The following is an 11,798-nucleotide window of genomic DNA, read 5'->3' as shown; positions in this document are numbered from 1 at the left end:
TCTCCCGGTAGCGGAGGATCACAGGGGCGGGGAAGCCCCTCATCCGTTTCATCGGCGACCCGGATGACCCCTGTCTGAACGGCGTCGGAACGCACGCCAGCGGCTGTCGCAACCGCGTGCAAGTATGGCTTCAGCAATCAGCACGACAGCGCTGCGAGCCGCGAGAGTGGGGAGATCAACCAAGTGCCTGGCACGAATCTGACGCGCGAGGAGGCCCAGGAGCGGGCCCGGCTGCTCACCGTGGACTCGTACGAGATCGACCTGGACCTGAGCGGCGCGCAGCAGGGCGGCACCTTCCGCTCCGTGACGAGGCTCCGCTTCCAGGCGGCGGAGGCGGGCGACACCTTCGCGGATCTGGTCGCGCCGACCGTGCACGAGGTGACTCTCGACGGTGCCCCCCTGGAGCCGGCCGCCGTCTTCGCGGACTCCCGCATCGCGCTGCGCGGACTCACCCAGGGCTCTCATGAGCTGGTCGTCGTGGCGGACTGCGCCTACACCAACACCGGCGAGGGCCTGCACCGCTTCGTGGACCCGGTCGACGGCCAGGCCTACCTCTACACCCAGTTCGAGGTGCCGGACGCGCGCCGGGTCTTCACCACCTTCGAGCAGCCCGACCTCAAGGCCACCTTCCAGTTCACCGTCCGCGCTCCCGAGGGCTGGACGGTGATCTCCAACTCGCCCACCCCCGAGCCCCGGGACAACGTCTGGAGCTTCGCACCCACCCCGCGGATCTCCACCTACATCACGGCGCTGATCACCGGTCCGTACCACTCGGTGCACAGCAGCTGGGAGGGGAAGGGAGCGGACGGCCGCAGCGTGCCGCTGGGCATCTACTGCCGCCCCTCGCTGGCCGAGTACCTGGACGCCGACGCGATCTTCGAGGTCACCCGGCAGGGCTTCGACTGGTTCCAGGAGAAGTTCGACTACCCGTACCCGTTCGAGAAGTACGACCAGCTCTTCGTGCCCGAGTTCAACGCGGGTGCCATGGAGAACGCGGGCGCCGTCACCATCCGGGACCAGTACGTCTTCCGCTCCAAGGTCACCGACGCCGCCTACGAGGGCCGTGCCGAGACCATCCTGCACGAGCTGGCCCACATGTGGTTCGGCGACCTGGTCACCATGGAGTGGTGGAACGACCTGTGGCTGAACGAGTCGTTCGCCACCTACACCTCCATCGCCTGCCAGGCGCACGCCCCCGGCAGCCGCTGGCCGGACGCCTGGACGAGCTTCGCCAACCAGATGAAGACCTGGGCGTACCGCCAGGACCAGCTCCCCTCCACCCACCCGATCATGGCCCCGATCCGGGATCTGGACGACGTCCTGGTCAACTTCGACGGCATCACCTACGCCAAGGGTGCCTCCGTCCTCAAGCAGCTCGTCGCCTATGTCGGGATGGAGGAGTTCTTCCGCGGCGTCCGCGCCTACTTCCAGCGCCACCAGTGGGGCAACACCCGGCTGAGCGACCTCCTCGGTGCCCTGGAGGAGACCTCCGGGCGGGATCTGAAGACCTGGTCCCGGGCCTGGCTGGAGACCGCGGGCATCAACGTCCTGCGCCCCGAGCCGACCTGCGCGCCGGACGGCACCCTCACGGCGCTGGCCATCCGCCAGGAGGCGCCCGCGCTGCCCGCCGGCGCCGAGGGCGAGCCGACGCTGCGCCCGCACCGCCTCGGCGTCGGCTTCTACGACCTGGTGGACGGCAAGCTGGTCCGCACCGACAGCGTCGAACTCGACGTCGACGGCGAGCTGACCCAGGTGCCGCTGCCCCGCGACCGCAAGCGCCCCGACGTACTGCTGCTCAACGACGGCGACCACACCTACGCCAAGGTCCGGCTGGACGAGGAGTCGCTGGCCAACGTCACCCGGCACCTGGGCGACTTCTCCGACCCGCTGCCGCGCGCCCTGTGCTGGGCCTCCGCCTGGGACATGGCCCGCGACGCGGAGCTGTCCGCGAGCGCCTTCCTGGAGCTGGTGCTCTCCGGCATCGGCAAGGAGTCCGACATCGGCCTCGTGCAGTCCCTGCAGCGCCAGGTCAAGCTCGCCCTGGACCTGTACGCGGCGCCCGAGCACCGGGAGGCCGGGCTCACCCGCTGGGCCGAGGCCGCCGACGAGCAGCTCCGCGCCGCCGCGCCGGGCAGCGACCACCAGTTGGCCTGGGCGCGCGCGTTCGCCGCCGCGGCCCGCAGCGACGCTCAGCTCGATCTGCTGGCCGGGCTGCTGGACGGCAGCCGCGCCGTCGAGGGCCTGGTCGTCGACACGGAGCTGCGCTGGGCGTTCCTGGAGCGGCTGGCCGCCACCGGCCGGGCCGACGAGGCGGAGATCGCGGCCGAACTGGGGCGTGACGCCACCTCGGCGGGGGAGCGGCACGCGGCCGCCGCGCGCGCGGCACGTCCCACCCCGGAGGCCAAGGCGGAGGCGTGGCGGGCCGTTGTGGAGGGCGACGAACTGCCCAACGCGGTGCAGGAGGCCGTCATCTCCGGCTTCGTCCAGACCGACCAGCGCATCCTGCTGGAGCCCTGGACCGAGCGCTACTTCGCCGCCGTCAAGGACGTGTGGGAGCAGCGCAGCCATGAGATGGCCCAGCAGGTCGCCATCGGCCTCTACCCCGCGCTGCAGGTCGCACAGGAAACGCTGGACGCCACCGACGCCTGGCTCGCCTCGGCGGAGCCGAGCGCGGCGCTGCGCCGTCTGGTGACCGAGTCGAGGGCCGGTGTCGAGCGGGCGCTGCGGGCCCAGGCCGCGGACCGGGCGGCGGGTGCGGCGGGCTGACGGCCCGCCGGCGCTCTCGCCGCCGCACGCGCATCGGCCCCCGGTGGTGACCGGGGGCCGACGTGCGGGGGGTGGATCAGTTGCGGGTGCGGCTTACTTGAAGCCGACGTTCTCGAACGCGACGGACGCCACGCCGTTCGCCCACAGCTGCTCGACCCGCGCGCGCTCGGCGGCGTCGGGCTGGTCGTTGGTGCAGGACGTGCCGGGGCCGCCGCCCGACATCAGCTCGCTGCAGGGCCCGGAGTAGTGGTCCGGCAGACCGAGCACGTGACCGGTCTCGTGCGCGACGACGCGGTCGGAGTCGTACTGCTGGTTCTGCGCGTAGTCCAGGAAGATGTAGCCGTTGCCGTGCCCGTCGGTGTAGGCGTAGCTGCCGCGCGAGTCGTTGCCCTCGCGGTAGTCGAAGCTGGCCCCGCCGCCCTCGGCGAGCTTCACGTTCGAGACGGCCGAGTTCCACACCGCCGTGCTGTTGGCGATCTCGCTCCGGAACGAGGGCGCGCCGCTGGCGCTGTAGTTGATGGTGACCTGCTGGATGCCCGGCTTCGCGGCCTGCTTCTTGAAGGCTTCCTTGACGATGAACTTGAAGAACTTCTCGTTGCGCTGCTGGTTCTCGCCGGTGAAGCCCTGGGTGGTGGCGGAGACTGCCGTCGAGGACGCCGCGGGGCGGGCGGCGGCTGCGTCGTCCGCGGCGGAGGCGGGCACGGCACCCAGGCCGAGTGCGACGGTCACGCCCAGGCCGAGCGCCGCCGAAAGAGCCGATCTGCGGTATTCCATGGGGGGTCTCTCCTTGGTTTCGGAGAAACCGGCGCCGCTCTGGGATGTTGGCGTGGGGGGCGCCGCCGGTCCCTCCGGACGGATTGCTGCTCCGGGAGAGTCTGTTCGAACGGAGGGCGTTCCGGAATGATGCCAACTCCCGATAGGACCGGTGAATCCCCCCGTGCCGCACGCGCGTTCGCGCACCGTTCACCGGTCCGGCGCTCTCTGGTGGGACCCGCGACCCGCCGATATGCTCCGCGGTGTGGAGCTCGAAGTGAGGCATCTTCGTGCAGTGTGTGCGATCGCCGACACCGGCAGCGTGCACAAGGCGGCCCGCCAGCTCGGGATGACGCAGCCTTCGCTGACGACCCAGCTCAGGCGGATCGAACAGGCCGTCGGCGGTCCGCTCTTCAACCGGGAGCGGACGGGCAGCAGGCCCACGCCGCTGGGCCGCACCGTCCTCACCCGCGCCCGGCCGATCGTGGCGCAGATGACGGAGCTGATCCGGGAGGCCAAGGACGCCGCCGGGCTCGGCCACGCGGACCCCGGGGCGCGGCTGCGGCTCGGCAGCACCGGCAGCAGGGCCGTCCCCGGCTGGCTGCGCCGCCTGCACCGCCGGCTGCCGGAGACCGACATCACCTTCCAGACGGATGTCTCGGCGAACACGCTGCTGCAGATGGTCGCGGACAACCAGCTCGACGCCGCCTTCGTGCACGAGGTCGAGGGCGCCCCGCTGCGGGTCCCCGACGGCATCCGACTGCAGGTCCTGGTGCGGCGTGAGCCCCAGTTCGTCGCCGTGCCCGCCACCCATCCGGCGGCGCGGACCGGTCGGGCCGTGGCCGTCGCGGAGCTCGCCGGGGAGAAGTGGATGGTCGACCCGTCGGTCGACGGCGACTGGGACGGGCTGCGCCGGGTGTTCACGGCGGCGCGGATCGATCCGCGGGTGGTCTACGGCGACTACCTGTCCGCGGGCGACCTGGTCGCCGCGGGGGAGGTCGTCACCCCGTGCCAGCCCACCTCACAGCCGCGGCCGGGCATGTCCATCGTCCCCCTGGCGGGGGATCCGCTCGGGGTGCGGCTGGTGGTGGCGCTGCGGGCCGGACGGCACGCGTGCGTCGAGGGGGACGGCGTCGTCGAGGATCTGCGCGCCTCCTACGAGGAGGTGGCGCTGGGCAGCCCCGCCTACGCGCGCTGGCTGGCCGCCCGGCGCGACCCCGGACTCCCCGTCGTGGCCTGAGGAGTGCCGCCGGGCCGGTCCCGCCGCGGGCCGGCGGCGGGACCGGCACGCCGAGCGGGACTATGCGGCGGCGTCGGCGCGCTGGGCGCGCAGCGCCCGGGCCAGGTCGTCCCGGGCCTCGGCGACCAGCCGCCGCAGCGCGGGTGCGGAGTCCGGATGCCCGGTCAGCCAGGCGTCGGCGGCGTCGAGCGTGGCCTGGTCGCCCTGCGCGGCGGGGAACAGGCCCCGCACGATCGCCATGCCGATCTCGATCGAGCGCGTGGCCCAGACCGTCTCCAGCATCTCGAAGTAGCGCGGGGTGTACGGCGCGGTCAGCTCGGTCTGACCGGGCTGCGCGAAGCCGGAGATCGTCGCCTCGACCAGCGAGTTGGACAGCGCGTCCGACTCCACGACCGAGGCCCACGCCTGCGCCTTGACCGCGGCCGAGGGACGGGCGGCCAGACAGCGCACCTGGTGCCGCTTGCCGGAGGCGGTGTCGTCCCGCGCCAGTTCGGCGTCGACGGCCTCCTCGTCGGCCAGACCGGCGGCGGTCAGGGCCCCCAGGAAGGTCCAGCGCAGCTCCTGGTCCACCGCCAGCCCGTCGATCCGGGCGGTGCCGGCCAGCAGGCCCTGCAGCAGCCGCAGCTCCTCCTCGCGGGAGGCGACGGCGGCGAGGAAACGGGCCCAGGCCAGCTGGTGTCCGCTGCCCGGCTCGGCCTGCCGCAGCCGGGTGACCGCGCACTCCGACAGCAGCCGCCCGGCCTCGGGGCGCCGCTCGCGAGCCGTGTAGTGGTCCAGGGCCAGCTTCGCCTGGCCGTGCAGCATCTGCAGCACGCCGATCTCGGTCTCCTGCCCGGCGAACCGCAGCACCAGGTCGATGAAGTCCCGGGCCGGCATCAGCCCGTCCCGGGTCAGATTCCACACGGCGGACCAGCACAGCGCGCGGGCCAGCGAGTGCCCGGCGCCGGAGGGGCCGGGGTCGGGGTCGGTGAGTTCGCCGAGGTGCTCGCGCAGGGTCGCCAGGGACGCCTCGTCGAACCGGACCTTGCAGTAGGTCAGGTCGTCGTCGTTGACCAGCACCAGGTCCGGCCGCCGGGCACCGGCCAGTTCGGCGACCGGGGTGCGCGGGCCCGCGACGTCGACCTCGGCTCGGGCGTAGCGCTCCAGGACACCCCGCGCCGGGTCGCGCCGGTAGAGGCCCACCGCGACGCGGTGCGGGCGCAGCACGGGGTGCTCGGCGGAGGCGGCTTCCTGCAGCACGGCGAGCTCGGTGACCCGGTCGGCCGCGTCGTAGGTGAGCTGCGGCGTGAGGGTGTTGACCCCGGCGGTCTGCAGCCACGCCTTGGACCACTCGGCCATGTCCCGGCCGGAGGTCTCCTCCAGTACGGACAGCAGGTCCTCCAGCCGGGTGTTGCCCCACTGGTGCCGCTTGAAGTAGCGCCGGGCGCCCTCCAGGAAGGCGTCCTTGCCGACGTAGGCCACGAGCTGTTTGAGGACGGAGGCGCCCTTGGCGTAGGTGATGCCGTCGAAGTTGAGCTTGGCGTCCTCCAGGTCCCGGATGTCGGCGGTGACCGGGTGGGTGGAGGGGAGCTGGTCGGCGCGGTAGGCCCAGGACTTGCGGCGGTTGGCGAAGGTGATCCAGCCGTCCCGGAAGCGGGTGGACTCCACCAGCGCGAAGGCGCCCATGAAGTCCGCGAAGGACTCCTTGAGCCACAGGTCGTCCCACCACTCCATGGTGACCAGGTCGCCGAACCACATGTGCGCCATCTCGTGCAGGATGACGTTGGCGCGGCTCTCGTAGGAGGCCTCGGTGACCCTGCCGCGGAAGACGAACTCCTCGCGGAAGGTCACGCAGCCCGGGTTCTCCATGGCGCCGATGTTGTACTCCGGCACGAACGCCTGGTCGTACTTGCCGAACGGGTACGGGTAGTCGAAGTGGTCGTGGAAGAAGTCCAGGCCCTGCTTGGTGACGGTGAAGATGTCCTGCGGGTCGAAGTAGCGTGCCAGGCCCTTGCGGCACAGGGCGCCCAGCGGGATCTCCAGCTCGCTGCCGTCCTCGAGGGTGCGCCGGTAGGTGTCGGCGACGTAGTGGTACGGGCCCGCGACGACGGCGGTGATGTACGTCGAGATGGACGCGGTGCGGGCGAACCGCCACAGGGCCGCGGCTCCGTCGTCCACCGGGCGCGGCTCGCCCTCCTGGGCTCCGTTGCTGAGCACCGTCCAGCCTGCGGGGGCGGTGACGGTGAAGTCGAAGGGCGCCTTGAGGTCGGGCTGCTCGAAGGTGGCGAAGACGCGGCGCGCGTCGGCCGGCTCGTACTGGGTGTAGAGGTAGACCTGCCCGTCCTCGGGGTCGAGGAAGTGGTGCAGGCCCTCGCCGGTGCGGCTGTAGGCGCACTGCGCGTCGATCGTCACCTCGTTCGCGGCCCGCAGCCCGGACAGCGTCACGCGGGCGCCGTCGAAGACCTCCTCGACCCGGAGCGTCTCGCCGTTCAGGGTGACCGAGTGGACGTGCGGGGCCACCAGGTCCACGAAGGTGGTGGCGTCCTCCTCGGCGGAGGCGAACCGGATGGTGGTGGTCGAGCGGAAGGTGCGGGGTCCGGTGGCGGGCGGCGGCTCGATGGCGGAGCGCAGGTCCAGCGCCACGTCGTACCCGCTCACGGTCAGCAGCGCCGCGCGCTCCCGGGCCTCCGTGCGGGTCAGGTTCTCTCCGGGCACGCCGCGCTTCCTCTCCGATCGGTCGCGGTCCCCGCCGCGTGGCGCGGACCGCAGGGTCGACAGCCTGTTCAGGATCGCATGCGGCGCCGAGCGGGCACACCCGGGAATGCTGTCGCCGGGCCGGTGCGTTGTCGGCGTTCGAGATCATCGTCACACCGCGGCAGCGGCCGCGGTGCAGTAGACCGTCGTCCCTGAGGAGAGGCTCATGCCCGAGAAGACGCCCGCCGATTTCTGGTTCGACCCGCTGTGCCCCTGGGCGTGGATGACCTCCCGGTGGATGCTGGAGGTCGAGAAGCTGCGGCCGATCGAGGTCCGCTGGCACGTGATGAGCCTGGCGTTGCTCAACGAGAAGCGGCTGGATGAACTGCCGGAGAGCTACCGGGAGCTGATGGCCCGCGGCTGGGGCCCGGTACGGGTGTGCGTGGCCGCCGAGCAGGAGCACGGCTCCGCGGTGCTGGGCCCGCTGTACACCGCGTTGGGCAACCGCGCCCATCCGGGCGGGCGGGAGCTGGACCGGGAGGTGATCCTGGAGGCGCTCGCCGAGGCCGGGCTGCCGGCCTCGCTGGCCGACGCCGCCGACTCGGACGCCTACGACGCGGCTCTGCGCGCCTCGCACGAGGAGGGCATCGGGCTGGTGGGCCAGGAGGTCGGCACCCCGGTCATCGCCGTGCCGGGTGCGGACGGCGAGCGGATCGCCTTCTTCGGCCCGGTGGTCACCCCGGCGCCCAAGGGCGAGGCCGCGGCCCGGCTGTGGGACGGCACCTTGATGGTGGCCTCGACCCCCGGCTTCTTCGAGATCAAGCGCACGCGCGACGTGGGCCCGCTCTTCGACTGACGGGCCTCCGCCGGTGGCCGGGCCGCCGCTCCGTCCGGGGGTGCGGGTCCCGCGCGGCGCGGCGGCCGGGGCCCGCCCGACGTGCGGGTGCGGGCGCGCAGTGCGCGGGGCCCCTGCGTGTCACGTCCACGCAGGGGCCCCGCCATCCTCCGCCCCCGGGAAAGGTGAGAAGACGATCACGAGGGTGGAAGGCTCATCGCAGCCGAGGGGTGTGCTCCTGGGCTACGGGGCGAGCAGCAGGCTGTTGGCGCGCTCCTTCGCCGCGGTGTACCGGGCGGCGACGTCCTGCCAGTTGACGACGCGCCACATGGCCTCGACGAAATCCACCTTCTGGTTGCGGTACTGCAGGTAGAAGGCGTGCTCCCAGGCGTCGAAGACGAGCAGCGGCACCGAGCCCTGCCCGACGTTGCCCTGGTGGTCGTAGACCTGTTCGACGATGAGCCGTCCGGTGACCGGCTCGTAGGCCAGCACGCCCCAGCCCGAGCCCTGGGTGGTGGCCGCCGCCTTGGAGAGGTGGGCCTTGAACTTGGCGAAGCCGCCGAACGACTCGGCGATGGCGTCGGCCAGTTCGCCGGTGCCGTCCTTCTCCAGCGGCTCGCCGCCTCCGTCGCCGGTCATGTTCTGCCAGTAGATGCTGTGCAGGATGTGCCCGGAAAGGTGGAAGGCGAGGTTCTTCTCCAGCCCGTTGACGGAGCCCCACTGGTCCTTGTCCCGGGCCTCCGCGAGCTGCTCCAGGGTGTCGTTGGCCCCCTTCACATACCCGGCGTGGTGCTTGTCGTGGTGCAGCTCGATGATCTCGCCGCTGATGACCGGCTCCAGCGCGGAGTAGTCGTACGGCAGCTCCGGCAAGGTGTAGGTCGTGATCGACATGCTCTCGCCCCTCACTCGCTATTGCATATTACTTGCAAAAAGAAGCTAGCAGCAATGGGTACCGAAAGAGCGGAGCGCCCCCGCGCACGGGGGGGCGCTCCGCTCTTTCGGGATCGGCCGGAAGTCGTAGGTCCGGCCGCGCACTGAGGGGCTGTCAGGACCTGCGGGCGGGTCAGCCGTCCGCGGGCGCCGGGGCCTGCGGACGCCGGCGCTGCCGGAGGTACCCGACCACGGCCAGCACCACCGTCAGACCCGCGGTGAACGCCAGCTGGGTGCGGGTGTCGCCCTCGCGGAGCATCAGCAGCAGCACCGCGGCGATCCCGGCGAGCGCCACGATGGTCAGCCCCGGGAACAACCACATCCGCACCACCAGCTTCTCGGGCGCCTCACGCTCCAGCCGGCGCCGGGTGCGGAACTGCGAGACGGCGATGAAGCCCCAGACCACCAGCGTCGCCGCGCCGACCATGTTCAGCAGCCACTGGAAGACCGTCTTCTCCCAGAAGAAGTTCAGCAGCACCGCCACGAAGCCGAAAAGGGACGAGGCGACCACCGCGTAGCGCGGCACCCCCTGGGCGCTCACCCGGTTCAGGAACGCCGGGCCCTCGCCCCGCTCCACCAGCGAGAACGACATCCGCGAGGCGCCGTAGATGTTGGCGTTCATCGCCGACAGCAGCGCGATGAGCACCACCACGTTCATGATCTGCGCGGCGGCCGGGATCCCGAGGTGGTCCAGCACCGCGGCGTACGGACCGGAGAGCACCGACTCGTCCTGCCACGGGATCAGGGTGACGATCACCAGCATCGAGCCGACGTAGAACAGCGCGATCCGCCACACCGCGGTGCGGACCGCCTTGGCGACGCCCGAGACCGGCTTCTCCGACTCGGCGGCCGCGATCGTCACCGTCTCCAGACCGCCGAACGCGAACACCGAGGCGAGCAGCCCCACGATCAGTCCCTCGGTGCCGGTCGGGAAGAAGCCCCCGTCCCCGGTCAGATTGCCGGCGCCCGGCGAGTCGGTGCCCGGCAGCAGGCCGGCTATCGCGAGCCCGCCCAGCACCAGGAAGGCGCTGATGGCCAGCACCTTCACCGCGGCGAACCAGAACTCGTACTCGCCGAAGTTCCGCACCTGGGCCAGATTGGTGGCGCAGAAGACGAGCATGAACAGCGCGACCCACATCCACTGCTCGGTCCCGGGCAGCCAGCCGGTCGTGATCTTCGCCGCCGCGGTCGCCTCGGTGGCGATGGCCACGCACAGCAGCGTCCAGTAGATCCAGCCCGCGGTGAAACCCGCCCAAGGTCCCAGGGCCCGCTCCGCGTGGACGGAGAAGGAGCCGGAGGCCGGGCGGGCCGCCGACATCTCGCCCAGCATCCGCATGACGAGCATCACCAGCGCGCCGGAGGCGGCGTACGCGAGGACGATCGCCGGGCCCGCGGCGGCGATGCCGGCGCCGGAGCCGACGAAGAGCCCCGCGCCGATCACCCCGCCCAGGGCGATCATCGAGAGGTGGCGCTGCTTGAGGCCGTGCGCGAGGGTGCCGCCGGAGGGGCCGGTGCCCTCCGGGGGGCCGGACGGCGTGGCGGGTCCGCCGGGCGGGTGTGGCGCGTCGGAGGTCTCGGTGCGCGTCATCAGTGGCCGTTCCTGGAGTGTGTGAGGGTGAGCGGGGGACGGGGCGCTGCGCGTGGTCCCGCAGCCATCGGGGAGACTGGCGTTTCCACAGTGTTCGGGAGCCTGCCCCGGCACGGCAATAATCGTGCAGTGCTTTCCGCAATGCGGACAGCCCCCTTCGGCGGTGAACCGGGGCGAACCGGCCCTTCCGTGCCCCGCACTGTCAGCAAGCTCACGCCCCGCTCACGCTCGGCGCACGAGCGGATTCGGCTAGCGTCGACGCGCACGAGGCCGACGCTCTGCGCGCCCGTGCCTGCTTCTACCAGCTCGCACCAGACGGAGATGCCAGATGAGTGCCCTCACTTCCGCAGCCACACCGCGTCCGGGAGCCGTGCTCGCGGATCTGCTGCCCGCCTCCAGCTCAGCGCGCGCCCGGGTCCGGGACGTCGCGCTCGTCCTCGGCGGCGCCGCGCTGACCGGCGCCGCCGCCCAGCTCGCGGTGCCGATCCCGGGCTCGCCCGTGCCGGTCACCGGCCAGACCTTCGCCGCGCTGCTGATCGGCGTCGGACTGGGTGCCGGGCGCGGCTTCCTGGCCCTGGCGCTGTACGCGGTGGCGGGCATGGCCGGGGTGCCGTGGTTCGCGCAGGCGTCCTCGGGAGTCGGGATGCCCTCGCTCGGCTATGTGTTCGGCATGGTGCTGGCCTCGCTCGCCGTGGGCGCCCTCGCCCGCCGGGGCGGTGACCGCGGTGTGCTGCGCACGGCCGGGACCATGGCGGTGGGCACGGCGATCATCTACGCGTTCGGGGTCCCGTACCTGGCCCTGTCCACCGGTATGTCGGCCGGTGCGGCGCTCGCCGCCGGGCTGGTGCCGTTCCTGGTCGGGGACGCCGTCAAGGCCGCGCTGGCGATGGGCGCGCTGCCCGCGGCCTGGAAGCTGGCGGGCCGCCAGGACTGACACCCGCGCCCGGCCCGTAAGCGGGCCACGCATCCGCTGTGCCCGAGGGGCCCGGCGCCGTCGCGGCGCCGGGCCCCTC

General features: G+C 72.2%; 8 protein-coding genes. 4 read left to right on the top strand and 4 right to left on the bottom strand.

From position 1 onward, the window contains the following. The first annotated feature begins 183 nt into the window (after positions 1-183). Positions 184-2,766 carry an aminopeptidase N gene (gene pepN / locus P2424_RS09835; RefSeq protein ID WP_276475387.1) on the top strand — a complete coding sequence of 861 codons (2,583 nt, stop codon included), beginning with the start codon at positions 184-186 and terminating at the stop codon, positions 2,764-2,766. 93 nt (positions 2,767-2,859) lie between these two features. Here the strand turns inward: pepN (P2424_RS09835) and snpA are convergent, their stop codons facing one another. Then, on the bottom strand, positions 2,860-3,540 hold the full coding sequence (gene snpA, locus P2424_RS09830; protein WP_276475386.1) for a snapalysin: 681 nt from the start codon (positions 3,538-3,540) through the stop codon (positions 2,860-2,862). A gap of 232 nt (positions 3,541-3,772) precedes the next feature. Between snpA and P2424_RS09825 the strand changes: the two genes are divergently transcribed. After that, positions 3,773-4,759 carry a LysR family transcriptional regulator gene (locus P2424_RS09825; protein WP_276475385.1) on the top strand — a complete coding sequence of 329 codons (987 nt, stop codon included), beginning with the start codon at positions 3,773-3,775 and terminating at the stop codon, positions 4,757-4,759. Positions 4,760-4,819: 60 nt separating this feature from the next. On the opposite strand, the gene pepN (P2424_RS09820) is transcribed toward P2424_RS09825, so the two are convergent. Further along, the gene (pepN, locus tag P2424_RS09820; RefSeq protein ID WP_276475384.1) at positions 4,820-7,453 is read right to left on the bottom strand and encodes an aminopeptidase N; all 2,634 of its coding nucleotides are present in this window, start codon (positions 7,451-7,453) and stop codon (positions 4,820-4,822) included. 205 nt (positions 7,454-7,658) lie between these two features. Here pepN (P2424_RS09820) and P2424_RS09815 point away from each other — a divergent pair, with 205 nt between their 5' ends. After that, positions 7,659-8,288, top strand: coding sequence for a disulfide bond formation protein DsbA (locus tag P2424_RS09815; RefSeq protein WP_276475383.1), 630 nt, complete (start codon positions 7,659-7,661; stop codon positions 8,286-8,288). Positions 8,289-8,510: 222 nt separating this feature from the next. Here P2424_RS09815 and P2424_RS09810 read toward each other — a convergent pair whose 3' ends face one another. Both P2424_RS09810 and P2424_RS09805 read right to left on the bottom strand, forming a co-directional pair. Beyond that, positions 8,511-9,152: a superoxide dismutase gene (locus tag P2424_RS09810; RefSeq protein ID WP_276478901.1), complete on the bottom strand. Its 642-nt coding sequence runs from the start codon at positions 9,150-9,152 to the stop codon at positions 8,511-8,513. 178 nt (positions 9,153-9,330) lie between these two features. Further along, entirely contained in the window at positions 9,331-10,785 is a 1,455-nt protein-coding gene (locus tag P2424_RS09805) for an amino acid permease (RefSeq protein ID WP_276475382.1), read from the bottom strand. A gap of 328 nt (positions 10,786-11,113) precedes the next feature. Here P2424_RS09805 and P2424_RS09800 point away from each other — a divergent pair, with 328 nt between their 5' ends. Beyond that, positions 11,114-11,719 (top strand): biotin transporter BioY, encoded by a 606-nt coding sequence (locus P2424_RS09800; RefSeq protein ID WP_276475381.1) that lies wholly within the window; start codon positions 11,114-11,116, stop codon positions 11,717-11,719. Positions 11,720-11,798: the final 79 nt, after the last annotated feature.

Source organism: Streptomyces sp. WMMB303, assembly GCF_029351045.1.
GTDB lineage: Bacteria > Actinomycetota > Actinomycetes > Streptomycetales > Streptomycetaceae > Streptomyces.
The sequence above is the reverse complement of the archived record's forward strand: the minus strand, read 5'-3'. Positions and strand labels throughout refer to the sequence as shown.

Bases quoted from the DNA above. Each gene is read 5' to 3' on its own strand.
- snpA (WP_276475386.1), bottom strand. From the start codon at position 3,540: ATGGAATACCGCAGATCGGCTCTTTCGGCGGCGCTCGGCCTGGGCGTG.
- P2424_RS09825 (WP_276475385.1), top strand. From the start codon at position 3,773: ATGCTCCGCGGTGTGGAGCTCGAAGTGAGGCATCTTCGTGCAGTGTGT.
- P2424_RS09815 (WP_276475383.1), top strand. From the start codon at position 7,659: ATGCCCGAGAAGACGCCCGCCGATTTCTGGTTCGACCCGCTGTGCCCC.
- P2424_RS09805 (WP_276475382.1), bottom strand. From the start codon at position 10,785: ATGACGCGCACCGAGACCTCCGACGCGCCACACCCGCCCGGCGGACCC.
- P2424_RS09800 (WP_276475381.1), top strand. From the start codon at position 11,114: ATGAGTGCCCTCACTTCCGCAGCCACACCGCGTCCGGGAGCCGTGCTC.